This window comes from Psychrobacter sp. CX21 (assembly GCF_057396255.1).
The window spans coordinates 24082-49278 of the sequence record NZ_JBXYJG010000019.1 but is presented as its reverse complement, the minus strand read 5'-3'; the positions used below and the strand labels follow the sequence as shown (position 1 = coordinate 49278).

General features: G+C 39.4%; 20 protein-coding genes and 1 pseudogene. 8 read left to right on the top strand and 13 right to left on the bottom strand.

What is annotated here, in order from left to right; genetic code table 11:
* Positions 1-57: 57 nt before the first annotated feature.
* Both AC2SLP_RS10485 and AC2SLP_RS10480 read left to right on the top strand, forming a co-directional pair.
* Positions 58-1272 (top strand): IS256 family transposase, encoded by a 1215-nt coding sequence (locus AC2SLP_RS10485; RefSeq protein WP_486535535.1) that lies wholly within the window; start codon positions 58-60, stop codon positions 1270-1272.
* Between the two features lie 577 nt (positions 1273-1849).
* Positions 1850-3202, top strand: a complete 1353-nt coding sequence (locus tag AC2SLP_RS10480; protein ID WP_486536615.1) for an MFS transporter — start codon at positions 1850-1852, stop codon at positions 3200-3202.
* 169 nt (positions 3203-3371) lie between these two features.
* Here AC2SLP_RS10480 and AC2SLP_RS10475 read toward each other — a convergent pair whose 3' ends face one another.
* The 3 genes and pseudogenes from AC2SLP_RS10475 to AC2SLP_RS10465 all read right to left on the bottom strand — a co-directional run.
* Positions 3372-4010 carry a class I SAM-dependent methyltransferase gene (locus tag AC2SLP_RS10475; protein ID WP_486536614.1) on the bottom strand — a complete coding sequence of 213 codons (639 nt, stop codon included), beginning with the start codon at positions 4008-4010 and terminating at the stop codon, positions 3372-3374.
* Positions 4011-4111: 101 nt separating this feature from the next.
* Entirely contained in the window at positions 4112-4606 is a 495-nt protein-coding gene (locus AC2SLP_RS10470; protein ID WP_486536617.1) for a neutral/alkaline non-lysosomal ceramidase C-terminal domain-containing protein, read from the bottom strand.
* Between the two features lie 84 nt (positions 4607-4690).
* A pseudogene (locus AC2SLP_RS10465) lies at positions 4691-6141 on the bottom strand (neutral/alkaline non-lysosomal ceramidase N-terminal domain-containing protein); the annotation flags it as partial.
* Positions 6142-7621: 1480 nt separating this feature from the next.
* Between AC2SLP_RS10465 and AC2SLP_RS10460 the strand changes: the two are divergent.
* Both AC2SLP_RS10460 and AC2SLP_RS10455 read left to right on the top strand, forming a co-directional pair.
* Positions 7622-8836, top strand: coding sequence for an RtcB family protein (locus AC2SLP_RS10460; protein WP_486536613.1), 1215 nt, complete (start codon positions 7622-7624; stop codon positions 8834-8836).
* A 353-nt stretch (positions 8837-9189) separates the two neighbouring features.
* The gene (locus tag AC2SLP_RS10455; RefSeq protein WP_486536612.1) at positions 9190-9588 is read left to right on the top strand and encodes a hypothetical protein; all 399 of its coding nucleotides are present in this window, start codon (positions 9190-9192) and stop codon (positions 9586-9588) included.
* A 193-nt stretch (positions 9589-9781) separates the two neighbouring features.
* Here AC2SLP_RS10455 and ffh read toward each other — a convergent pair whose 3' ends face one another.
* Complete coding sequence (gene ffh, locus AC2SLP_RS10450; RefSeq protein WP_486536611.1) at positions 9782-11329, bottom strand: signal recognition particle protein; 1548 nt, start codon at positions 11327-11329, stop codon at positions 9782-9784.
* 412 nt (positions 11330-11741) lie between these two features.
* Between ffh and AC2SLP_RS10445 the strand changes: the two genes are divergently transcribed.
* Positions 11742-12536, top strand: coding sequence for a cytochrome C assembly family protein (locus AC2SLP_RS10445; RefSeq protein ID WP_486536610.1), 795 nt, complete (start codon positions 11742-11744; stop codon positions 12534-12536).
* A 30-nt stretch (positions 12537-12566) separates the two neighbouring features.
* Here the strand turns inward: AC2SLP_RS10445 and AC2SLP_RS10440 are convergent, their stop codons facing one another.
* Entirely contained in the window at positions 12567-14249 is a 1683-nt protein-coding gene (locus tag AC2SLP_RS10440; protein WP_486536609.1) for an MFS transporter, read from the bottom strand.
* 357 nt (positions 14250-14606) lie between these two features.
* Entirely contained in the window at positions 14607-16673 is a 2067-nt protein-coding gene (locus AC2SLP_RS10435) for a hypothetical protein (protein WP_486536608.1), read from the bottom strand.
* 597 nt (positions 16674-17270) lie between these two features.
* Here AC2SLP_RS10435 and rpmB point away from each other — a divergent pair.
* Together rpmB and rpmG are read left to right on the top strand one after the other, a co-directional pair.
* Positions 17271-17507 carry a 50S ribosomal protein L28 gene (rpmB, locus tag AC2SLP_RS10430; RefSeq protein ID WP_486536607.1) on the top strand — a complete coding sequence of 79 codons (237 nt, stop codon included), beginning with the start codon at positions 17271-17273 and terminating at the stop codon, positions 17505-17507.
* A 68-nt stretch (positions 17508-17575) separates the two neighbouring features.
* Positions 17576-17731, top strand: a complete 156-nt coding sequence (gene rpmG, locus AC2SLP_RS10425; protein ID WP_486536606.1) for a 50S ribosomal protein L33 — start codon at positions 17576-17578, stop codon at positions 17729-17731.
* 198 nt (positions 17732-17929) lie between these two features.
* On the opposite strand, the gene AC2SLP_RS10420 is transcribed toward rpmG, so the two are convergent.
* The 6 genes from AC2SLP_RS10420 to aqpZ form a co-directional block, all read right to left on the bottom strand.
* Positions 17930-18262 carry a hypothetical protein gene (locus tag AC2SLP_RS10420; protein WP_486536605.1) on the bottom strand — a complete coding sequence of 111 codons (333 nt, stop codon included), beginning with the start codon at positions 18260-18262 and terminating at the stop codon, positions 17930-17932.
* A 204-nt stretch (positions 18263-18466) separates the two neighbouring features.
* Positions 18467-18778, bottom strand: a complete 312-nt coding sequence (locus AC2SLP_RS10415; RefSeq protein WP_486536604.1) for a hypothetical protein — start codon at positions 18776-18778, stop codon at positions 18467-18469.
* A 91-nt stretch (positions 18779-18869) separates the two neighbouring features.
* Positions 18870-19211, bottom strand: a complete 342-nt coding sequence (locus AC2SLP_RS10410; protein WP_486536603.1) for a hypothetical protein — start codon at positions 19209-19211, stop codon at positions 18870-18872.
* Positions 19212-19358: 147 nt separating this feature from the next.
* Positions 19359-20078 (bottom strand): ribulose-phosphate 3-epimerase, encoded by a 720-nt coding sequence (gene rpe / locus AC2SLP_RS10405; RefSeq protein WP_486536602.1) that lies wholly within the window; start codon positions 20076-20078, stop codon positions 19359-19361.
* Positions 20079-20189: 111 nt separating this feature from the next.
* Positions 20190-21053, bottom strand: coding sequence for an S-formylglutathione hydrolase (fghA, locus tag AC2SLP_RS10400; protein WP_486536601.1), 864 nt, complete (start codon positions 21051-21053; stop codon positions 20190-20192).
* Between the two features lie 464 nt (positions 21054-21517).
* On the bottom strand, positions 21518-22255 hold the full coding sequence (gene aqpZ, locus AC2SLP_RS10395) for an aquaporin Z (RefSeq protein ID WP_486536600.1): 738 nt from the start codon (positions 22253-22255) through the stop codon (positions 21518-21520).
* Between the two features lie 454 nt (positions 22256-22709).
* On the opposite strand from aqpZ, the gene AC2SLP_RS10390 reads away from it, so the two are divergent.
* Positions 22710-23267: a DUF924 family protein gene (locus AC2SLP_RS10390; RefSeq protein WP_486536599.1), complete on the top strand. Its 558-nt coding sequence runs from the start codon at positions 22710-22712 to the stop codon at positions 23265-23267.
* Positions 23268-23408: 141 nt separating this feature from the next.
* Here the strand turns inward: AC2SLP_RS10390 and AC2SLP_RS10385 are convergent, their stop codons facing one another.
* Entirely contained in the window at positions 23409-25148 is a 1740-nt protein-coding gene (locus AC2SLP_RS10385; RefSeq protein WP_486536598.1) for an AMP-binding protein, read from the bottom strand.
* Positions 25149-25197: the final 49 nt, after the last annotated feature.

Below are 25197 nucleotides of genomic sequence, written 5' to 3'. Positions count from 1 at the left end.
GAGACTTTCCCAAACTTTGTGTAACTGCTTATAATCCATAGTAAAGGAGAATAAGCAATGACAAAACAAACAGAACTAAAAAAACTAGCCGAACAAATGGCCAAACACGTTGGCAGCTTTGAAGACATCAAAGCATTTCAAAAAGAGCTCATGCAGTCATTTATTGACACTGCATTAGAAGCCGAGATGGAAGAGCATCTAGGCTATCCTAAGCATGAAAAGGCGGATACCCCAAACAAGCGCAACGGTCACACCAAAAAGACAGTGCGCAGTGACACAGGTGAGATTGAAGTATCTACACCCAGAGACCGTGAAGGAAGCTTTGATCCTGTATTGGTTGCAAAGCATCAAACTCGTATCACTGGGCTCGATGATAAAATCATCATGTTTTACGCCAAAGGCCAGACAACCACTGAGATTGTTGAGAGTATCAAAGATATCTATGACGTTGATATCTCAACCAGTCTCGTATCAAGGGTTACTGACAACATCATAGATGACATCACAGCATGGCAGAATCGTCCACTAAGTAGCTTATATCCTATCGTATATTTAGACTGCATTGTCGTTAAAGTACGTCAAGACAAGCAAATCATTAATAAAGCCATCTATCTGGCCTTAGGCGTCAATCTTGAGGGCAAAAAGGAGCTACTGGGTATGTGGCTATCGGAGAATGAAGGCGCTAAGTTCTGGCTAGGTATTCTCACTGAACTACAAAACCGTGGGGTTCAAGATATTCTTATTGCCTGTGTGGATGGTTTAAAAGGCTTTAGCGAGGCAATTAATACGGTATATCCAAACACACAGGTTCAGCTATGTATTGTGCATATGGTACGTTACTCTATGAAGTTTGTACCATGGAAAGATAGAAAAAAAGTAGCGGCTGGTTTAAAGGCGGTTTATGGTGCTGATACGCTTGAGCTGGCAGAGGCTAGCCTTGAGCAGTTTAATGAGATCTGGGGCGATAAATACCCGCATGTGGTTACCTCTTGGCGCAATAATTGGGAGGGCTTAACCGTGTTCTTTGATTACCCGAAAGACATTAGAAAAGCCATTTATACGACCAATGCTATCGAGTCATTAAATAGCGTGATTCGTACCGCTGTGAATAAGCGTAAGATATTCCCATCTGATCAAGCGGCGTTAAAGGTTGTTTATCTAGCGACTCAGCAGGCGTCTAAAAAGTGGTCGATGCCCATCCGTAACTGGACGTCTGCTCTTAATCGATTTATGATTATGTTCGATGAGCGTGTTAGTAAGCATTTAATCTAAATTGCAGTTACACAGAATTCAGGATGGGCTCCATTTTTCTGCTTTTATTTCATTTATTCATTTATTAATTTATTTATTTATTTAGTTTGTGCTGTCATTTGTGATCTCTTTTTAGGATTCTTTCAAGCTTACCTTCTAGCTGTCATTCTAACACTCATGTCTGCTGACATTTTTATAGCTACATCTATTAAAATTTGCAACCTCATATTAATTCCTTTTATTAGACCTAATTTATTCATTTATAAATAGGTTGATATATATTAAATAAGGTTGAATTATTACCTTTACTAACTATTACTATTAATTTTACTTAGTTTATATATATAAAGAATGTGGTAGATAATGTGAAAGATTTTGTATTTCAAATAGCTGCGCTAATCTATAGTTTATAACGTTTCAGTATGGTTTAACTCTATAAATATAAATACGACTAGATAGCGCATTTAGTATTTTTAGTGGTGGTTTGTAATTAAAAACAGTGTATACTCATACAATACGTAAGTTTTGTTATTAATATGTAATTTATATAAATTAATATTTAATTTTAGGTCAATAATAAGCGGTTCAAATCAATTGTATGATCAAAACGCACAATAATAATGGCTCAAGTATTTCTATTTCTTCTTATCTAGATAAGAAGGTTATCAATTATCAAATTCTATTTGTTTGCTTTAGCTATGCAATGGCAGCTTTTGACTTTCTTATCTATCTTCATATCGCCGACGTGATTGCAAAGGTGTTCTTCCCAAATACAGACAGTGTGGCTTTAATACAAGTAAAGATCATTGGTTTAATGAGTATTGGCTTCTTATCTCGTCCTCTAGGGGCGATACTAATTGGTAGATATGGCGATAAAAAAGGTCGTAAACCTGCCTTTTTTGTTAGTATCGCTTTATTGGCTATTACCACATTGTTAGCGGCATTTTTACCAACCTATGCGCAAGTTGGTATTCTTGCGCCTATCTTGTTTATCTTTATTCGTATGCTACAAGGCATCGCATTTGGCGCGCATGCCCCGCTTAGTTGGGTGTTTATAGCAGAGCACACCAAACGAAGCCGTTTGGCGACGTATTGTAGTTTGGCGGTGGCCGGCGGTATATTTGGTTCTGTCATATCGGTTGTATTTGCTAAATTACTGGTCGGAGTCTTAGAGCCACAAGCTTTAATTGACTACGGATGGCGTATTCCTGCGGTTATGGGTGGCGTGCTGACTGCTTTAATGCTTTTGATGTGGCGCCGTATAAAAGAGACCCCGGTATTTGAAAATCACCAACTTAATCGTCATAGTGACTCCAATATGTTATCAAGCGATAATGTGGTTGGTATTAGATCCGCCGCTGTATTATCTTCAGCGATTTCGTTTGTTAGATCCAGCTTGATTATGGTAGTGATGATATTACTGCCCAAACTTATTGCTTTAAAGTTCCAAACAGAGCCTAATTTTGTGATGTATGCCAGTTTATTTGCGTTGGTAACGCAGATAGTGGGCTGTATTTTTTATGGCGTTTTGGCCGATAAAATCGGTATGTCAAAGACATTTATGTTGGCAGCGTTGGCGTTATCCATTCAGATTTGGATGTTTTATGCGTATCTGGCGAATGGACAAGGCGATTATATTCTTCCTATGTACGGGTTATTAGGATTTTGTACTGGTATGATTGGGCTATGTACCGCCATATTTGTTCAACTCTTTCCAACTACCATTCGTCTATTTTCAGTATCAGTGTCTTATAACACAATATCAGCAATATTGGGTGCCGTCCTACCTTACTTTTTGTTTAAGATGACTAGTCAGATAAGCTTTGCGCCTGCGCTGTATCTCTCTATAGTCGGTATCAGCGCCTTTATTATTGGTTGGCATTTGCAGCAAAGAGAAACTTTTGGTGAGTTGTACAACTCTGATGAAAGCGCAAAAAAATATAGTTTATAAGCTAAGTTTGCAACATAAGGTTTTATTTGTATAAACGAATAAGGCCTTATCTTTATCTAAGCATTTGTTTAATACCGTATTATCTTACCCCTACTCCTGAGGCTTCCTCTTGAGCCTTCGTATTTAGGCTTCCTCTTGAGCCTTCGTATTTAGCCTTCCTATTTAGCCTCTAAACGGCCTCGCCCCAGTAGTAATACGCAACCATACTCACTCGATCATCATAGCCTTGCTCGCCTGCTACTTCAAATCCTGATTGCGTTATAAGCGCTTCAATATCTCTATCCAGATGACACCCGCCCGCTATTGGCTTCCATACAGGGGTGATGGTTTTTTGGATTTTATTTATTATTTTTGGCTGCGGTGCCAAACCATGTTCGGCATAATATAACTTACCAGAAGGTTTTAGTACCCGTCTCATTTCGCTTAGCGCTTTAGTAGGATCATCGATAGAGCAAAGCGTAAACGTCATAACAATACTGTCGATACTATTATCTTCAAGCGGTAGCTTTTTGGCAGACATCATCTTCACAATAAACTCAATACCTGCATTTTCAAAACGCTGCGGCGCGTTGATATGTATGAAAGGGTCAACGCCAATCACACGGGTCACCTTTTCGCTATTATAGAACTTGGCATTGTGTCCACTACCAACGCCCACCTCAAGCACCACACCACTGGCCTTAGGAACCACAAGTTGTCTTTTTTTACTGATACTATCTAAACTACACGCTTTGTCTATAATGACAGGTAGAATCTTGCTGTCATATAATTTTTTGAGGGTTGCAAGTTGCGCAAGTGGGTTTATCATAAGCTTCTTAGTTCAGTAGATTTATCAATGAGTTTAAACGTGTAGGGATAAGCGTCATTTGTCATCAATATGACGTCATTCTAATACAGCCCCTAACACAGTTAATTATTTACTACCACAAATGCATCAGAATAGCCGCTATACGGCCGTATGCGTCCGTCAGACTTGGCTTTCCAATTGCCTTGATGGACTAACCGGTAGGTACCATGTGGGGCATCGAAAGGGATTCGCCACTGTATGATGATTTGACTGGATAATGCACCATCTCTTCTCCACGTATACAAAGTATCAAAATCTCGATCTGTTAAATAATCCCTCCATTCGTTCTGATAGAGACGTTGTACTTTTAAGAAAGTACCCCCTGTTTTTAAAATATTTTTGGGATGTGCGCCTCTAAATATCACGGTTGCGACCTCGCCTACTTTATAGCTACTATCTGGCTGTGTGAGAACCTGCCCCCATGCCTGATCCTCGGGTTTGACATCATAGCGGGGTAATGAGCGTTCTCTAAAAGTCTCGCTACTGTTATCGGTTGCTGCGACCTCAAGGTTCAACTGCGCCAACGCATTTTGGTTATTAACCACGCCATCATGCATACTTTGGGCAAGCACATTGAACTCTTGTAAGTAGGCTGCCGCTTGATAAGGGCCATATTCGGTGGATGCGCCTTCATAAAGCTGCTGCGAATACTCCTCAACTGTGGTCAAGTATCCATTATAGTGATTGGCAAGCCCATTAATGACGACGGTATCAACCCCCTTATCTTGTAATGAAGCAGAAATAGTGTTACGCAACGTCGTCCGATCATTGTGGTCGGCTCGCCAGGTATACCAGCGATTGCCAAATTACCAATACGCATCAGCTGAAAAGGGTTTTGTGTTTCAGTCAAACCCCACGCTCCATTGGGTAGCAAGGTTCGTTTTTGACCTTGACACTCATCTTGGTACAGTCCAGACAATACATTAAATCCAGCCCTAACCACGCTGCCTTTAAAAGAGGTGTCTACCTGATTAATGCTGTCATTAACTCTAAACGTATCTTGTGTCATTCCCTCATAAATACCAGGTATGTGAGATGGTCCATTTTCCGCGCCTGCGGCAAATGAAAATCCGCGTGCCGGCGAGCATAGCTGTTTGGCGCCATCACCATTTGTAAATTGTGCATCGACTTGGTAGCCTTCTAGATCCACCCAGCGTAAACGGGCATCAACAGGGCCTATTAATGGCACGCCTTTATCCCAAAGATCAAGAGATTTCTTAAATTGTAGACTGCCATCTCGGATTACATTTGCCCATTCATCTTGACTGCCTTCATATCCTTCGCTCGAGTTGGCATTCCCCCCTTTTGCCACCACATCCCCTTCATCCGCATTGGCAAAAGCTGCGACAAAATCAGGCGTAATAACCTCGTTTTCAAATTGATTTGATAATCGGGACTCCATAGTATTGGCATGATCGGATTGGTCAGTCTGGCTAAAATAGTTCTCCGCTTTTAGTTGCGCGTAGCCTTTATTATCAGCACTAAGGTGATTAAATTGATTACTAAAGCTTGTGGGATGTATAGCAAACCAATTTATCAGACCGAGCGGCTTACCGTGATAATTATCAAAACGAAGCTGCGTCATCACCTCATTTACGGTTGAGTCATAATGATGCGCGTCTTGGTTTTGATAATAAGCTTCAAGTGATCGATTGATGGTCGCGCCGACCAATCTTCCTTGAGCCAATGACAGATTACCCGGCGCCAATCCATTATGTGCTTGCACAATAGAGTCCACAATACCATTGACGATGGCTTCAAAGTTTTGCGAGCTATATCCATTTAGGGTGCTATCCATGCTTGCAAATTGATATAGGGTTTGGTGCGAATAGCCAGCATTACCCACATGCGTGTGAGTGGCTGTCAGCATGACATTATCATCTCGATACATATTGCCGTACTTGGCTTTAAGACGTTTGATCACCGCACTTTTAACTGAATTAAACATTGCGCCCATGTCCGCCGATACATACACCACACGCCCTATAGAATGCTAAGAATGTTGCTGAGGCGAATCATCAATGATGTAAGCTTGAGAATACAATCGATCGTTTAAACCTGACACCTCTTGGCGCGCGGCATAACCAAACATACCAGTTTCAGCAATTGCGCCCGTTATATCCGCCCGTCCCACACCTAATAAGTAATTAAACTGACTAGAGCTTGATTTAATTGAGCTTGCTATGTTGGATTGTAATATGGTTTTGCCGTTTGAATCTGGTAGTGGTTCCAAATATGTATTGATGGTTTTTTTAGTTTGACCACTCATGTACGGTGCCGACTCTTTCATCAGTGCTAAGAGCGTAATCTGATTGTTTGATTGATGATCGATTTGCTTTTGATTCAACAAATCTTGCTGAGTATGGGCGGCTTGAGCAGCGTGTGCGCACAGACAAGTGAGCATAAAAAAATGGCTGTATAGTAATTTAGTCATCACAACTTAGTCGTCCTTGAATGAGTTGGGTCTAATTTTAATACTTAACAATTTTAGGTCGATACTTTTATTCATATTATCAATTATTTATACTCAGTATTTGAGTGTTTTTAATCTACCATCTACCGACTTTAAAATGCTAGTTTTCATAAATTATTAATATTCAATTTCTATAATGCCTTGACATTAAAGCTTATAGGGTTATTATAAGCGCACTTAGACCGTAGTTTGATATAGTCAACGAACTACTTAACTGTTACGGCGTTAACCTCCCTAAGCCTACATAAGTAGTATTTACACTGGGTTACCTTGTAAACATTTTAGACTTCTTTGACTTTATTTAAATACTCAATAGTCCTACTACATTCTAATTATTTTTATTAACTCAACTTATGGAGGAATCATCGTGTCCTATTTACCTAAAAAGACAGCAGTAAATGTTAAGTTTGCAGCAGTGTTAACCTCTAAAAAGTTTGGTTAATGGTTAGAATAAAGTCATGTGATTTATATTTTATAAATTCCTATTTCTAAACCAACTTCCTTTCCTAACTTCTCTTCGTTGTTGACACATTAATGATTTATTTAGCTACTGGATGTGCGTTAATCTCGCTCTGATCAAGCTTTATAATATCACGCCTGTTATCATAAGTTTAAGCTTATCTGTATGTCATTATCATCATATGTTAATCACCATTGTGATTCTAACTTGTGATTTAGCTATGTCGCTTTGCTATGTAGTTTATAACAATGCATTTGATAAATGGCTTTGATAATCAGCATTGATCAATGGCTCTATTATAAGATTACGTTTACGCTGTCTCTCCCCTTCGATTTGTTATAAGAAAACAACACTAAAAAATAACAACGTTCTATTCAAATCTTGATTTTATCTGCTGATATAAACGAGCAGTAAACATTTTTGATTTTCAGAATAGAACGGCGGTATTGCTTTGTCTGCAATAAAGTGCATTTAGGTTTTAAATGAGCTACATATTGTCATTATCTGAACAAAGCTAATAGCTAAACTAAACTACCAGCTAAGAAACAACAGCTAATGCAGCAGCTGACATAGCAAGCAACTGACATAGTAATCAGCTGACATAGCAATACTGAAAAACAGAATGGAAATATAAGCGATATGAGTATTCAACTTATTTTAAATGAAAATGGTAAACATGGTGTTCCAGTCAAAATTTATACGACTGACATCGAGCAAGGCGCTCTTCAGCAACTTAGGAGTATGGCACAACTAAAGTTTGTGCATTCGCATATTGCCGTGATGCCTGATGTGCACGTGGGTAAAGGCGCTACGGTAGGCAGTGTTATACCAACCAAGTCTGCAATCATTCCTGCTGCGGTTGGTGTCGATATTGGCTGCGGTATGAACGCCGTACGGCTTTCACTTACAGCGAATGATCTGCCGGATAATCTAAAGCAGTTGCGCCAATTGATAGAACATCAAGTGCCTGTCGGCTTTAACATGCACAAGCAAATCCAAGCAAAGGTTTCGACCCTCGACCCATTAGGTAATCGCTTAAAGCGTATTACGGATAAACATCCTGGCCTACTTAAAATGCTTAAAGGCTTTAACCGTACATGGGCAAAGCAGCTAGGAACACTGGGCGGCGGCAACCACTTTATTGAGCTTTGTCTTGATGAAAATAATGATGTTTGGGTGATGCTACACTCTGGTAGTCGCGGTATAGGTAACTGTATTGGGCGCTACTTTATCGAACTGGCTAAAAAAGAGCGAGAATCACGTTTTGGTTATATACCAGATCGTGACCTGTCCTATTTCGCTGAGGGTTCAGATAGTTTTACAGATTATGTAGAAGCTGTTGAATGGGCACAAGATTATGCCTTGCAAAATCGTAAAGAAATGATGCGCCTGGTCATCAAGTCCATGCAATCACCACAGGCCAAACTGCCTAAATTTAGACTAACCAAAGAGGCCATTAATTGTCATCATAACTATGTCAATGAAGAGGTTCATTTTGGTGAAAGCGTCTATGTGACTCGTAAAGGGGCTATTAGTGCTTATGCAGGAGAGCTTGGGATTATACCCGGCTCGATGGGTGCAAAATCTTTTATTGTACGTGGTCTTGGCAATAGCGAATCGTTTTGCTCTTGCTCACATGGCGCTGGCCGTAAGATGAGCCGTGGTAAAGCGATCCGCAGCTTTAGCATAGATGAGCTAAAAGCTCAGACTAAAAATGTAGAATGCCGAAAAGATAAAGGCGTCATGGATGAAATCCCTGGTGCTTATAAAGACATCGACACGGTGATGAACAACCAATCCGACTTGGTGGAAGTGGTACACACTCTAAAACAAGTGATGTGTATTAAAGGATAACGTTCATTAAACACTGATAGTATTCAGCGATAATGTAATAAAAGAATAGTTATCTTGGAAACTAAACGTTAGATCTAAGTATCAAATATTAGTAACTATTTTAATAATCAAGACTAAGTACAGTCACTATTTATAAGAACTATTTATAGTACAAGGAGAATAAAAAATGTCACAAGATTTTAATCATTGTCAATTAACACATTTTAATTTACGTGGAAATAGCTTGAGTCACTATTAAAGATCGCCTTTTAATTAACCTTAAGGCGATAACACTCACTAGGGGCTGTCTAGAATTAGTATATTAGTACTGCTGATGGCTAAAATTGGTTCAGACTAGGCGCAAACGGGCGCTAATGACAGAAGCGTATTGCACCTTGGCTAAATTTGCAACAACGTCTGGAGCATTTTTAGCATCAGCCCCACTTGAGCAGTGCTTTGCTCGAGACCCGTTCTCAGTGACATATACTAATTCTAGACAGCCCCTATATTCCACTCCTAAATACGATAGGAATAGTATGAGTTTAAAAAATGAATTAAAGAAATCAAAGCAGATCGAGCGGCAGCTTGAAGATGATAAAATAATATCCTCAAGGCAAGTTGTGAAGCCGCGAAATTATTTAGCACTAAATCCATTAATGGAAAAAGGGGGTCTGCATGAACGAGACGATGTCAAATTAGCTCGGAAGAAACAGCGGCGTAAGACCAAACAGAGCTTACGTAAAACTAACTGGTTGTCAGACTCTAAGTCATAATACCAGCTGTATAGTCAGCGAACTACTAAACATTTACGGCGTTAACCTCGCTAAGCCTACATAAGTAGTATTTGCACTCGGTTGCCTTGTAAACATTTTGACTTCTTTGACTATATTGAATGTATATCGTTAATTCTTAAATAAAAAAAGCCAGCCCTTAAAAATAAAGGCTGGCTTTTTGTATTAATAAATATTAAAAGCGCTTTTTAAAATCAGGAGGTAAATTCTGTTCTAAATCCTTCATTTGACGCTCCATATCTTCTTTACTCGGCATTTTACTTGGGTCTAATCCAAACGGCGGCATACCGCCCGCATTACCTTTTGCGCTTTTAGCACCAGTATTACCGCCGCCAAATAAGGGCCCGCCGCCACCAGCACCGCCGCCGCCCATACCAGTTAATCCTTGCATGGCTTTCATCATTTTGCCCATGCCCTCAGGCTTAGACATCATTTTCATCATTTTAGCCATTTGTTTATGCTGCTTTAAAAGGCGGTTAATGTCTTGAATCTGTTTACCAGAGCCTGCTGCAATACGGCGTTTACGACTTGGGTTTATTTTGTCTGGGTTTTTACGCTCATAGGGCGTCATAGAGTTGATGAGCGCTTCCATTTCTTTAACTTTTTCTTCAGGCTTAGCTTCTTCAAGCGCTTCTTTCACGCCAGCACCGCTCATACCCGGTAACTTATCTAAAAAGCCTGTCATTCCGCCCATGTTTTTCATTTGCTGAAACTGAGTTAATAAATCCTCAAGGTCAAAGTTACCTCCCTTTTGGATTTTTTTCGCCATCTTCTCAGCTTTGTCGCGATCAATCTTCTGCTCGACCTCTTCGACCAAACTTAAGACATCACCCATACCCAAGATTCGTTGAGCAATACGCTCTGGATGAAAGGCTTCTAAAGCGTCAAGCTTCTCACCGCGACCTAAAAACTTAATCGGCTTTTCAGTAATGGCGCGTACTGACAAAGCAGCACCACCACGAGCATCACCATCTGTCTTGGTTAGTATAACGCCCGTTAAAGGCAATGCATCATTAAAGGCTTTTGCAGTATTCGACGCGTCTTGACCAGTCATAGCGTCAACAACAAATAGCGTTTCTGATGGATTGGCCGCAGCAGTCAATGCCTTGATCTCATCCATCATTTTCTCATCGATATGCAAGCGTCCTGCCGTATCGATGATAAGAATATCTTGATACTGAAGCTTTGCCTCTTCAATAGCACGTTTGGCAATATCGATTGGGTTTTCATCCGTTGTAGAATTGACAAACTTTGCATTTACTTGACCAGCAACCTGCTCTAACTGCTTAATTGCAGCTGGACGGTAGACGTCAGCTGACACCAGCATGACTTTTTTCTTATGTCGCTCTTGTAAATACTTTGCAAGCTTACCTGCTGTTGTCGTTTTACCTGCACCTTGAAGGCCTGCAAGTAGGTAGACCACAGGCGGTTTGCCCGTCATCTCTAACTGTTGATTGGCACTGCCCATCATTTCAGTCAGTTCATCATAAACTATCTTTACAAAGGCTTGACCAGGCGCAAGCTCTTTTAGCACCTCTTGGCCTAATGCCTCTTCTTTAACACGCTTTACAAAGTCGCGAGTGATGGGTAACGCAACATCAGCTTCTAACAGCGCCATGCGCACTTCACGAAGCGTGTCTTTTATATTATCTTCAGTCAGCTGGCCTGAACCTGATATCTTACGCAGGCTGCCAGAAAGTCTTTCGGTTAATGTATCAAACATATAAGGCTTCTCGATCAATCGTTTAAGTTATGAATTATAATATGGCTATATTTAATGTGTATGTGGCGATATGAGTATTATTATTTTAACAAATTCGCAAGTTTAACTATACTGCAATCGCTAATAAGACGTATTCTATGCTAAATTAACACTATATAATCAGTTAAAAATTTGATTATCGTTAGTCTTTGCTCAACTAGATATTTAGCTGATTCAGACATTAAGATAAATTAGGCATAGAGCTAATGAATTATTGAATTGACGAATTATTGAATTAATTAGTTATCTTTGTGCACCTAGTATATCAAACATTATGTCGTCTAACTTGTTTACTGGATTTTAACTAGGGACTTTTATTAGCGACTTTCATTAGCGACTTTCATTGAAGATTTGCATTGGGGACTTAAACACCGTGTTGCTAGCTTTTACTATCGCGCTTATTGTTTACGTTATAGTGAGTTGCCACTTAATATGGGCACTGATTCGCATGAAACCCATTGCCAAAGGGTTCACTTTGGGGATGCTGTTAGTCGGTATCATTGCACATGGCATCGCTCTATACCCTAATATATTTACTATTTATGGGCTGAACTTTAACGTATTTAATATCGCCAGTCTTACCAGCTTTTATTTTCTATTATTTTACATTCTATTTAGTTTTTATCGTTCTATATTAAGCCTTGGCGTCATTGCCATGCCTGTCGCCATAGGGGGGCTTTGCTTAGGCTATTTTGCTAATGCACCTTACGATCCTATCACCAATATTAGCACAGGATTAGAAGCCCATATTATTCTATCTATTGCGGCCTACTGTGTACTACTGATGGCAGCGGTACAAGCCATTATATTGCGATTCCAAATCAGAGAGCTTAAGCACAAAACCGCTCACCGCTTTTGGGTCAATAAACTGCCCTCATTACAAAGTATGGAATCTTTATTATTCGACATGATACTTGTAGGTTTTAGTATTCTGACCGTGGCACTGGCCATTGGCTTCATCTATGTAGAAGATCTGATGGCTCAGCATATTGCCCATAAAACCATACTAAGCTGTATATCATGGCTATTATTTGGCGGCCTGTTAATTGGTCACTGGCGCTCAGGTTGGCGCGGGCGCCGTGCTGCCAATATGACGATAGTAGCCTTTATCATACTGGCTATTGGTTTTATTGGCAGTAAATTTGTTCTAGAACTACTGCTAACTTAGCAGTTTAACTTTTATGATTGTTGATTCATATTATGGGTTTATAGCGCCAAATACACGTCGCCAATACAGAAGTGGTATAAGGCATAGTCCGCCTAAAACGACACTTAGCGTAAAGTGACCCGTATATCCTAACCAATCTGCGATATAGCCACTGATTAAATGTGCCCCGCCACTAAATACCGTTAAAATACATACTTGCGTGGTAAAGTCGCTACCTGCTTTATCATGCCGTGCGTAATGCATTACCATCGTTAACATCGCAACTAGCGCAAGTGCTGCTGCCATGTGCTCAATCGCATTAGCCGCATATATCCACCAAAATGGGACGTGCTGTCTAAGTGCTATCCAATTAGGATGCTCAAAGCCTATGGCAACAATCATATATAGCGCGGTAGTCAAAGTTTGCAAACCATAAAACACTACTAAGGTATTTTGAGGTCTAAACCGTTTTAATAAAATAGCTGCTATGCCTGCACCAATTAATGACGCTATTGACCCCAGTACGCTTGCCCATAGGCCGATATCTCGTGTGGCAATGCCCATATCTACCATCATAGGCTTAACCATGCCGCTAGATATACCATCTACTACTTTGAATGTGAGTAGTACATAAAGCCATGCGCGCATATGCTTATTGGACCAAAAGTAGCTGTAATTCTCGCTAATATATCTTCCAATATCCGCAAAGCTAAACTTAAGATTCAATTGCGAATTTATTGCATTTTCTTTATCTCCATGCGTTTGATACACATCCAAATTAGCATCATGACATATTAGATTATGATCACCTTCTACCTTATGATCATAGTGTATATCACGTTTGTTTTCATCATACCGCCATATAGGGAGGGTGTTGAGCAAGATAAGTGCTGACATAGCAAAAAAGCTATAACGCCACGACCACTGGCTTAATACCAATAGAAAAACCCCACCGCCCAATATAAGCCCGAGCCGATACCCAATTACTTGCACCGCATTACCCATTCCCCGATAGGGGTTATGTGAGTGCTTTGTACCTACAGTCAGCGCATCACTCATATTAGACGCATTGGTGACGGTAGATATATTGTTGGATGCTGATAGGTCGTTAATATGTACCTTCATCTCACTTCTACTCGAAGCGCTTTTATTATCCTTATACAGTACGTTGTTATGCGTGGCGGTAGTAGAGGATTGCGCGTAGGGCGGTAATTTAGTAATTGATCGAAGCTCAGAGAGCGAACGGGTCGCCAATCCATCTGCTGCTACATCATGCGTGGCCCCACTCAAACTCAATAAAAACAAGAGCAAATAAATTGTCCATAACGTTGCCGGTGAGCTAAGCGCGTAAGGATCGAATAGACCTACCCAAGCCACTAATAGCGCTGATAGTAATTGAATCGGTATTATCCAGCTACGCGCCCGACCTATCGATTTGAAATAATATCTATCAACCAGTGGAGCCCATAAAAACTTCAATGACCAAGGGATCAGTATGAGTCCTGATAGGCCAATCATTTGTAAGGACACGTTGTACTCTCTTAAAATTGCCGGCAACGCCTGCGTTATAAATCCAGAGGGCAATCCTTGTGCTAAGTATAAGGAGAGTAGTACAGCAAGTAAGGAATAAGGAGGTTGTGTGCTGCTTTGCACTGTAAACGGCTGGTATGGTTGTGAAGAGCTAGTCGCTGAGAGGTTTTGCTCTGAAGGCGCGTCTTTTGATACCTTACACATGGATGGTAGCTACCTATTTATACGGAGTGAGACTTAAAGATCGTGTAATTGATTTAACGTTTAACTGTTAGTGCTCAATAGACTGTCAGCGTTTTCTATATTGTTAGCATCTCTTATTTAAGAAGCTGATTAGAAGAAGCTGATAATTTTATTCAATAAAGATCTAAATATTAGGATACTACAAATTAATCCCTATCAAAAAAATGCCCTCAAAATGTTGAGGGCATTCATTTGTGATCATTTCTTAAGCTTTTAAGCTTAGGTTTGTCTATTATTACGTATAAAGGAAATACGCTGTTAAGTTAAAGCATTATTGAGTTAATGTATTATTAAGTTAATGCATTACTGAATCAAAAATTATTGAATTAACGGATTTAGGCGAGTTTTCACTACCCCGCCATCAGGCGATGTGATGTTAAGCTCAACTTTATCACTGCTAGTACAGTTTTGCACATCGACGGCATACTTGACAACATCACTATTTAAAAATCCATTAATCATAGTGCCATTTTGACTGTAGACTCGCTTTAAATCGACAGAATTCGGAACTTCTTCATAACCAGATATCAACTCAGCATTACAATCTACACCGTCATCTGTTCTATCATCAGTAACGATAGACACATTAGTTCCTGAAGGCATAGGCAGAGTTAGCATACCATTGCCGTATAGACCAAATGTGATCGTATTGCTTGATTTATCATATGCCTTATTGACAATGGTTGGCGTACTCGCTGCAAATCCTAAAATTATCTGTTTGCGCAACACAGCATCTAAAGCATCATCACAAGTATTAGGACGGTTAGGCTGCGTAAACAGTGAAGGCGCACAAGATAAAGGATTACCTAATAAAGCGCGGCTATATTGATATTCTCCAATATCATACTGAAGATTTTCGTTATCATCGCGGAATAACGTGCCTATATTCTGTGTCAGCGTATCAACTCCCGGTGTATAAATGTTGTCTCCATTGACATCCAAATAGGCTTTATCCCCTTCCACATAGGCTAAGACACTAACGCGGCCGTCAGCAGGACGAGGGTTTTGAGAGGTTAACGTCACTGAACACTCGCCTTGATCGTCAGTAGCACAACTTGGTGTCACCGTACCGCCTTCGGTCACAAAGCTGACCACAGTGCCTTCTGGTACATAGTTACCCTGACGATCTGAAAGACGAACGACGATACCTGTACTTGATATGATGTCGTTTTGGATGACCGTGCGTTCTGGTGCAAGCGTGATGCGATATTGAGCGGGTCGACCAGTTGCCACGGCTAAGTTTTTAGACAACGCAAAAACAGAAGGGTCAGCTTTTAACGCAGCTTTAAGCTCTACAGGACCTGGAAGATCACCAGGATAGACCGTCACGTTAATTTTACCTGAAGCATCACTGGTTAACGTCTGAGGGCTATTACGGTTACCATTTCTGACAAAACTAAAATCATTCGGTGCACGTAATAAATAAACGTCCACCTCTTGATTAGAAGCTGGCGTACCATTTGAGAAAACGGTAAATTCAATCTGACTACTACTCGCAGACCCACTACTTTTAGCACCTAATGTCATACCTGCTTCTGTGGTATAAATAATCGACGTAGCTTCGATTGCAGCTATGTTTACTGTGGTTTGTAAAGCAGAAGTACTGGCACTTGGTGCTGTAGCACTAATGGTATGCACACCTTCACAAAGCTGACCATTACTATCAACCGCTTTATAAGTCGTACTCACATTACCTTGGTTAGTTGATGATAATGAGGCGGTATCAAAGCTACCACATGTCGCGCTAAAGTTAACGCTGACATCGTTAGCAAACTCACCAGTTACTTGATCGGTAGTTTCAACAGTAACAAGGGTTGAGCCACCAGTTTCCAAATTGGTTTTGGCTGTCTGCAAGTTACTCAAGCGGACACTCACAGCTTGAATGGAATAAAAAGCATCAGCGGCATCACTGGTCATCCCATTATAAGTGGCCGTAGCTTTCATGGTGTAACTTCCCGTATCGGTATTTGATTCAGGCATGACTGATATAATCGCTTCACCATTGGTATTAGTGATTACTGCATTATTAGAACTACCGAACTGTACTTTCTCACCGGAAAAGGTGACTAAAGCTCCCGAGATGGGTTGACCTGCTTGATCCGTTACCGTTACTTTGGCAGTAACGCCATTACGATTAATAAATCGAGTATCATTTCCGTTTACATCTTTTATTGATATAGTACTGACGTTCAATGACTCGATAGGACTTTGAGGATTAGATCCGCCATTGCCTGTTGCACCCCCATTACCTTGAGATCCTCCTTCAGGTAGCCCAGGCTTAACTGAATCAACGCCGCCACTGTTATCACTACCGCCGCACCCTGCTAATGCTAGTGAGACTGTTAGCGCCGTTAATTGAAATACTCTAGCTGATCTAACCATCATGTTCTGTTTCCTAATATCCTAAGCTTACCGATTTGGAGTGATTTGTAAGTATGTTTATTAAATTGCTTATTTAAAGTTTAAAAAGGACCTATAAAGATCAAAATAAAGCAGTCGTCCATAACTTGTCATAACTTGTTTAGCAGACATACCATCTACATAAATATAGCATCTACATAAATATAGTGTTTCGCAATATGTTCTAAGATATAATTTACTGTTTTTAATGGTTACTTACAACAAAAATAGTATCATTAAGATCAAATACAGTTAGTATATACGAAATTTGACACTATCTTATAATTAAAACTTAATTTATGCGTGGTTTTGTGCGATAATCTTTTAACAATTTATTTGATAAATATCTGATTGTATGGTATAAATACGCCCTTAAAAATTTTAGTAAGGTCACCCACTTTTTTCGTTGTGGCGTTAAAAAGTTATGACCGCAAACTTTCTGTTAACATTTTATTCAAGTATCAATCTTATGTGTCCATAGCCGCATATCGAATTGTTATTTTGAGTAGGTAAGACACCTTATTTATAAAGCATGATTAGCATGCTTTTCGTTATGTCTTACAACTATATTAGGAGTCCGTCATGTCTCGAGTATGTCAAGTGACAGGAAAGCGCCCTCAGGTGGGTAACAATGTTTCGCACGCGCTTAACAGAACCCGTCGTCGCTTTCTTCCAAATCTACATAATCATCGTTTTTGGGTAGAATCTGAAAATCGTTTTGTTCGTCTTCGTGTTTCTGCTAAAGGTATGCGTATTATCGATAAGCAAGGTATTGATAAAGTTCTTGCTGATTTACGCGCTAAAGGTGAAAAAGTTTAGTCTTTTAATCGACTAGCAAGATGACTCGCTTTTAGTCATCGTACTTTACAAATTAATAGGAATGCATCATGAGAGACAAGATTAAGTTAGTATCTACTGCTGGTACAGGTTACTTCTATACCACTACCAAAAACAAACGTACTATGCCTGGCAAAATGGAAATCAAAAAGTTTGATCCTAAAGCCCGCAAACACGTTATTTTTAAAGAAGCTAAAATCAAATAGTGTTCTAATGTCTTTTGACAATATAACGCTATAAAAAAGGAGATTATCAAATGATAATCTCCTTTTTTAATGGATGAATATTCAATGTTAGTTTGTAATGTTACTTTTATTGATTATAGATCGCTAGTTATAGATTTATAGTTGTAGATTTATAGACTCAAACGTATTTATCTAGTGAAATCTTTTAATGTTATTAAATTAGCTGTAATGCTCAGGCTCTTCATCATAAACGTTAGCGTGCCACTGCCCTACTTGCTTTTTCATAACAGCCTGAATAGCAGCGTGGACCATTTGATGTCCCACAAATTGAACATCACTACCTAGCATATCTTGTACTTTATCAGAAAAATTGATTGTCAATAGTGGGTTGTCCGCATCGCCTGCATCACGTAAAACGATCATTCCATCCACGTCTTCGATAAGCTCAAGCACCGTCTCTTGTGCGAACCCTTTACGTTTGGTCGAGCGCTCTCCAGTATCTGTATCAATATCGATATTTATATTACTGTCGTTGTCAAAATCAAATACCATTCCCTATTAACCTCATATCGCGTTTTAATATATTGCTTAGCATTTTATCGTATAGCATCTAATCGTTTTGCTTTAAACTTAGCTTTACAATTAAAGTCTGTCTATAAACAATGGACGCTAATGACACAAATTTCAAGGTTTATTTAGCTTAAGCTCAATTTAAGCCATAACTTACAACATACATTCATATATCCGTAATATGGCCTAACGCCAATAGCGTAGTTTGGCTAAGGTAAATAATAGCGCTACAAACATACCAAGATAGTATGCATTTTTAAGCTCAAAAGTTGGATCACGGTATTTAAAAGGCAAGGCTACCACAGCTGTGGCGGTAGGAACTATGATTAACATGAATAACCACTGCTCAAGCACGGCAAGCCAGCCCTGTAGGTCAGTACCTTGACGTAAACTTGATAAACCGAACAATAAGCATCCAATAATAAGGGCTATTATGAGTCCTTTAGGAATGTCTTTTGGATAAGGATAATAAAAAGAGCGCGGGTCAAATATTGACAAATGAATTCCTTAACGAGTCTTCATATAATTATGTTAATACAACGATATGTACCCATTCCCAAACTAAAGTTTAAAAATAGGTCCCGATTATTTAACTATAAGTTCCCATTAGCCATAGCATGGTGACACATGAGGTTAACCAGCCTAAAGTCAACGCATTTCGGCGCTGAATATTCATATTATTGAGTTTATTCATAATTAGCGCCCCAACCCAAAACAGTAAAGGGATACCAATTACAAATAAAGGGACTATAACAGCGGCATGCCGTAACACCTCATTTAAAGGGTCACCAAAGATTAATCTAAAAACATAACCTGCTATGCTTAATACCAATGAGAATAAAAACAAACCAATAGTAAAGTTTTTGGGTACTAAACTTGGTTGCTTTTGAGGGTTTTCGGATTGTTTTTTTAAAGTTGTATTGTCAGTCATTTCATCTCTTTATATGTCAAATTAATACCTTTTTTGAAGATAACCTATCCTTATCAAACTCGCTGAGCCTACATTAAATAGTGTTTAGACTCATTGTAGCGTTTGCACTCGTTTTACTCGATATGATAGTTTTCAGAATTGGTATAACTAAACTTTTGTGGCGCCAACCAAGCTGAGCTCATGGCGCATTGCATCGATGGCTTGCTTATAGTCAGGCTGATTAAAGATTGCTGAACCTGCTACAAACATATCTGCACCTGCTTCTGCAATCGCACGTATATTGTTAACTTTAACCCCGCCATCTACCTCTAATCTAATGTTTCGACCACAGGCGTTAATCCGTTCACGTACTTGGGTAATCTTATCAAGCGTCCCTTCAATAAACGATTGACCGCCGAATCCAGGGTTAACACTCATTAGTAGTATCTGATCGACTTTATCAATGACATAATCTAAATAATGTAGCGGTGTGGCAGGATTAAATACAAGCCCGCACTCAGCGCCGCCATCTTTAATGATTTGCAATGAACGGTCAATATGATGCGTAGCTTCTGGATGAAAAGTTATAAAACTAGCCCCTGCTTCTAAGAACTGCTCAATCATACTATCTACAGGTGAAACCATTAAGTGAACATCAATTGGCGCCTCAACCCCATAATCGCGTAAGGCTTTACAAATCATACTTCCAAACGTTAAGTTTGGCACATAATGATTGTCCATGACATCAAAGTGAATAACATCGGCACCCGCTTCAAGGACTGCTTCTACCTCTTCTCCTAAACGCGCAAAGTCGGCTGAAAGAATAGAGGGGGCAATAAGAAAGTCTGATTGACTAGCGTTTGAAGCTGCGGATTGTGTACTGCTCATACGATTTCTCAAAATAAAGGTTTAATTTTTGGATAATAAAAAAGGCGTTATTCTTTGCATAATTAAATTAGGGGGCTTTAGCCATCCTATTAGCCCCCGTTATTATAACAGCTATCCATGAATCAAAGCGGCGTTATAGTGATGTTCAACATGATCATCAATAATGCTTTGGATAAAATAATAACTGTGGTCAAATCCTGCGTGATAACGAAGTGTTAGAGGCTGGTCAACATCTTGGCAAGCTGCTTGCAGGGCTTCAGGACGAAGTGCGCCTTCTTTATAGAAATCGTCGGCTCCGCCTTGATCAACTAATAATGAGGTATACTTTTTGCCTGCCTCTTTAATGGCAGTCACCGCATCATATTGTGACCAACTTAAACCCCCTTGGTTGGAATCTGCACCGAAATAAGCTTCAAATGCCGCTTTACCCCAGTCCGATTCACTAGCAACACTGACAGGTGCAATGGCAGACACGCTGACAAACTTACTTGGATATTTGAATCCAAACATGATGGACCCATGCCCGCCCATGGAATGACCTGTAATACCTATACTGCTTATAGAGAATTGACTCCGAACCAGCTCATAAAATTCATTAATGATATAACTGTGCATTTGAAAGTTATCTGCCCAAGGCGCTAGTTTGGCATCCACATAATAACTTGCGCCTTGACCCACAAAGTAACGGTCATCATCTGGCAAATCTTCCCCTTTTGGCGACGTATCTGGCGCAATAAAAATCATGCCAAGCTCGCTACATCTTTGCTGAAAGTGCGCTTTATGAGTCACATTATCAGGGCTACACGTTAACCCAGATAAGTATAGGATTGCTGGGCAAGTCTTACCCGCTAAGGCCTCATCAGGTAAGTAAATACTAAACGTCATTTCTGATTGGGTAGTACTAGATTGATGAGTATAATAATGCTGCTCACCATGATAACAACGATTATTACTCTTTAAACTTAAAGCTGACATATCAGTATTCCTATCAAACAGTGGGTTTATATCAAACGGGTACTCAATAGATGAGTAATTAGGCATCAAAGATTAAGTCATTCAAAGTAATGTAATTTTGCTACATATCATATTAGCGTACTTTTTAGGGTAATTTATTGAAGTTATGGCAGTTATCTAAGCAGTTATTTTGATTAATACAATATCTTTATCTTATAGATCAAAAGATAAGGTTGATTAAAGCAGACTAAATTCATTAAATTTTTTAAATGGTTATATATTATTGGTTTTAATTCTTATTAAATTTACGCTTATGATTCTAGCATATACTCATAAGGAGATATGAACCGTTAACAAGATCATAAAGGTGTTGTCTTATTAATTATTTTATAACCTTTCATAGCTATTAATAAGCAAAAAAAAGAGACCTATAAGGTCTCTTTAACTATTTAGTTTATTAAAACTATTTAGTTTATTAAAACAACTCACTCACCAACGATATCCGGACGGTCATGTCCTAACCAAGCATATATGGCTCCGCCTATCGCTGCACCAATGATTGGTGCTACCCAAAATAGCCATAGTTGTGATATAGAATCACCACCTACGAATAATGCAACCGCAGTAGAGCGTGCAGGATTAACAGAAGTATTGGTGATTGGAATACTAATTAAGTGAATTAAAGTTAAACCTAAACCAATAGCAATAGGCGCAAACCCGACTGGTGCATTCTTATGAGTGGAGCCCATAATAATAAGTAGGAATACAGCAGTAAGTACAATTTCAGCAATGAATGCTGCTGTCATACTGTAGCCGCCTGGTGAAAAGTCGCCAAAGCCATTGGTAGCGAACGCACCGGCACTGCTCGCATCAATGGCAAAGCCCGCTTGACCCGTAGCAATAAGGTAAATAATAAACGCTCCAAGAGCACCGCCTAATACTTGCGCAATAATATATCCTGGTAATTGAGAAGCAGGAAATCGTTTGCCTACCATAAGACCTATACTAACTGCAGGATTGAAATGTCCGCCTGAAATATGACCGAATGTATAAGCGCCTGTCAATACGGTTAGACCAAATGCCAATGCCACACCGACAAACCCTATACCTAATGGGTTACCGTCTCCCCCAAAGTTAGCAGCAAATACCGCACTACCACAGCCCCCTAATACTAGCCACATCGTCCCTAAGAATTCTGCTGCCAGTTTCCTTGTATTAGTCATATCTTCGTTCCTTGAAATAAGACGATAATCGTCTTTTTTATTAGTTATTTTTATTCTAAATATTCAGTAAGTTGAATATTTAGCCAATCTCTATAGCAGTTATTTAAGTCCATTCATTATAAGTTTTAAAGAGTAACCAATGCACTCAAATAAACATACAATACGATATTAACGTCACTCGAATAGCTTGTCAAACTAGTAATGGATGCTATCTTTAGATAGTATTCTCAGCAGTTCTATAACCTGATAGATAGCTTTAACTGATGATATTGTACCTATATTTAACTTATATTGTACCTATATTTAACTTTGTAAGCTAAAAAACTGTATTATCTTCTATTTAAACTATTCGATGCCTGATTAAAAGCCATAAAAATTATAGTAGAAAAATAACTATATAGTCTAACGGTTATAGACTTGTTGCTTATCAATCACTTTAGGAGACAATAAAAACATGACTACTCAAATAGCACCTGAAGCAAAAGAAGTCTTGGACTTCTGGTTTGATCCAGACAACCAGCCTTATTGGTTCGAAAAAAATGATAATTTTGATCATAAAATTAGGGAAAAGTTTTTAGATACCCTACTATCGGCAAGGCTTGGAGAGTGTGCTCATTGGCGTGATACGTCTCAAGGCGCATTAGCTGAAATAATTGTACTTGACCAATTCTCTCGCAATCTATTTAGAGACTCCCCTGATGCCTTTGCTCAGGATGATATGGCGTTGGTATTAGCACAGGAATTAGTAAAACGTGATGACTATACTGACATCCCTTTACAGCGTAGGAAGTTTGCAATTATGCCCTTTATGCATTCTGAATCTGCCAAAATTCATGAGCAAGGTTTGCCGCTATTTAAGGCTTTAGACGATGACTATACCTTAAAATATGAGATTAGACACAAAGAAATCATTGATCGATTTGGGCGTTATCCGCATCGCAATGATGTGCTAGATAGAGATTCTACAGATGAAGAGATAGAATTTTTAAAGCAGCCTAATTCATCGTTCTAAAATCTAATAATGCAAAAATTTGAATTAAAACATAAAAACCCAACTTGATATAAAAGTTGGGTTTATTAATTTATCAACTGTCATCACATGGCAGTTTATTCTATAGGCATACTCTAAGCATAGCTTTTTGAATAAGTGAAACTAAACTGTCACTTCCAACTCTTCTTTCATCATTTCTACAATTTTGAATTTTTGGATTTTACCTGTGACCGTCATCGGATACGCATCAACAAAACGTATGTACGTTGGTATCTTAAAATGCGCTATTTGGTTATAGCAAAAGTCGCGTATTTCTTGCTCTGTTATGCTCTGATCCGCTTTTGGAATAATCCACGCTGCGAGCACCTCCCCGTAACGCTCATCAGGCACGCCTACAATTTGTACGTCTGATATTTTTGGATGACGATATAAATAGTTTTCTACTTCGATCGGATAAATATTTTCTCCACCTCTAATAATCATATCTTTACTGCGTCCAACAATAGAGATGTAACCTTGTTCATCCATACTGCCCAAATCACCGGTATGCATCCACCCATTTACGATAGCTTCATTGGTTTTTACAGTATCATTCCAGTAGCCTTTCATCACCGCGTACCCTTTCGTCATCACCTCGCCTACTTCATCGATGGGCAAGGTTTCGCCAGTTTCGGGATCAACGATTTTTACCTCTAGATGAGGTTGTACCACGCCTACGGTGGTAATACGCTTTTCAAATTCTGTGGTCGGCAAGGTTTGCGTCGACTTCGGACTGGTTTCGGTCATACCATAAGCGATAGTGAGCTCACTCATGTGCATGTCGTCGATAATTCTCTGCATGAGTTCATGCGGGCAACTTGCGCCACCGGTGACACCGCTACGCAGACTGGTCAAATCATATTTTGAAAACTCAGGATGGTTGAGCACCGCTAAAAACATACTAGGCACACTATGTAATAGAGTACAGCGCTCTTCGCTCACCGCTTTTAATACCTGTAATGGGTCAAAGCTGGCACTTGGATACACGAGTGAACCGCCGTGCGACAACATAGTTAGATTACCCAATACCATTGCAAAGCAGTGATATAACGGTAATGGTAAGCATAACTTATCATCAGATGATAAACATAATGCTTCACCGAGGTGATAGGCATTGTTTAATAGATTCCTATGCGTTAGCGTCGCACCTTTTGGCGTGCCTGTTGTCCCACTGGTAAATTGAATATTAATGGCATCATTAGCATCAAGCTTGCTTTGCCGCTTTGCTAACTCAGGATCATTGCTGTCTCCTTCTGCCATCCAATCTGTAAACTTCTGCATGAAGTTAAACGATTCTTGAGTACCCGGTGGATCAATCCATATGAGACGCTTTAGATTAGGTAATGAATCCAGCGCTAAGTTTTCAAATTGCTGATGATAAATCTCAGGTGCCATTTCTTGAACCATTTGTACATAATCACTGGTTTTAAAATGACGCATAAACACCAAAACCTTACAATCTACTTTATTTAAAGCGTATTGCAACTCAGATATGCGGTAGGCTGGATTGATATTGACTAAAATAAGACCTGCCTTGGCGGTGGCAAGCTGCATCAACAACCATTCAATATTATTATGCGACCAAATGCCAATTCGATCACCAACTTCTAAACCCATTTTGATCATACTACTGGCAAGCTGATTGGACTGCTGCTGCAATTGTTGATAAGTTAATCGGATGTCTTGATGGCGAGATACTATCGCTTCTTTATCGGGATACTGCGTCACAACTTTGTCGAAATAGTCACCAATAGTATCTTCAATTAAAGGCGTATCAGTCGGGCCACTATCATGGCTGATAATTAGAGGGGCATTTTTGGAAGCGGCATTCGGGTATCGCTGATGTAAAAGGTCTCTAAACATATAAACTCTCCTTGTCAATATATAAACCGAGCTAAAACTCCATGTTATA

Bases quoted from the DNA above. Each gene is read 5' to 3' on its own strand.
- rpe (WP_486536602.1), bottom strand. From the start codon at position 20,078: ATGAGCAGTACACAATCCGCAGCTTCAAACGCTAGTCAATCAGACTTT.
- AC2SLP_RS10480 (WP_486536615.1), top strand. From the start codon at position 1,850: ATGATCAAAACGCACAATAATAATGGCTCAAGTATTTCTATTTCTTCT.
- AC2SLP_RS10440 (WP_486536609.1), bottom strand. From the start codon at position 14,249: ATGTGTAAGGTATCAAAAGACGCGCCTTCAGAGCAAAACCTCTCAGCG.
- AC2SLP_RS10435 (WP_486536608.1), bottom strand. From the start codon at position 16,673: ATGATGGTTAGATCAGCTAGAGTATTTCAATTAACGGCGCTAACAGTC.
- AC2SLP_RS10470 (WP_486536617.1), bottom strand. From the start codon at position 4,606: ATGCATGATGGCGTGGTTAATAACCAAAATGCGTTGGCGCAGTTGAAC.
- AC2SLP_RS10455 (WP_486536612.1), top strand. From the start codon at position 9,190: ATGACAGAAGCGTATTGCACCTTGGCTAAATTTGCAACAACGTCTGGA.
- ffh (WP_486536611.1), bottom strand. From the start codon at position 11,329: ATGTTTGATACATTAACCGAAAGACTTTCTGGCAGCCTGCGTAAGATA.
- AC2SLP_RS10410 (WP_486536603.1), bottom strand. From the start codon at position 19,211: ATGACTGACAATACAACTTTAAAAAAACAATCCGAAAACCCTCAAAAG.
- rpmB (WP_486536607.1), top strand. From the start codon at position 17,271: ATGTCTCGAGTATGTCAAGTGACAGGAAAGCGCCCTCAGGTGGGTAAC.
- fghA (WP_486536601.1), bottom strand. From the start codon at position 21,053: ATGTCAGCTTTAAGTTTAAAGAGTAATAATCGTTGTTATCATGGTGAG.
- AC2SLP_RS10485 (WP_486535535.1), top strand. From the start codon at position 58: ATGACAAAACAAACAGAACTAAAAAAACTAGCCGAACAAATGGCCAAA.
- AC2SLP_RS10475 (WP_486536614.1), bottom strand. From the start codon at position 4,010: ATGATAAACCCACTTGCGCAACTTGCAACCCTCAAAAAATTATATGAC.
- aqpZ (WP_486536600.1), bottom strand. From the start codon at position 22,255: ATGACTAATACAAGGAAACTGGCAGCAGAATTCTTAGGGACGATGTGG.
- AC2SLP_RS10390 (WP_486536599.1), top strand. From the start codon at position 22,710: ATGACTACTCAAATAGCACCTGAAGCAAAAGAAGTCTTGGACTTCTGG.
- rpmG (WP_486536606.1), top strand. From the start codon at position 17,576: ATGAGAGACAAGATTAAGTTAGTATCTACTGCTGGTACAGGTTACTTC.
- AC2SLP_RS10420 (WP_486536605.1), bottom strand. From the start codon at position 18,262: ATGGTATTTGATTTTGACAACGACAGTAATATAAATATCGATATTGAT.
- AC2SLP_RS10385 (WP_486536598.1), bottom strand. From the start codon at position 25,148: ATGTTTAGAGACCTTTTACATCAGCGATACCCGAATGCCGCTTCCAAA.
- AC2SLP_RS10460 (WP_486536613.1), top strand. From the start codon at position 7,622: ATGAGTATTCAACTTATTTTAAATGAAAATGGTAAACATGGTGTTCCA.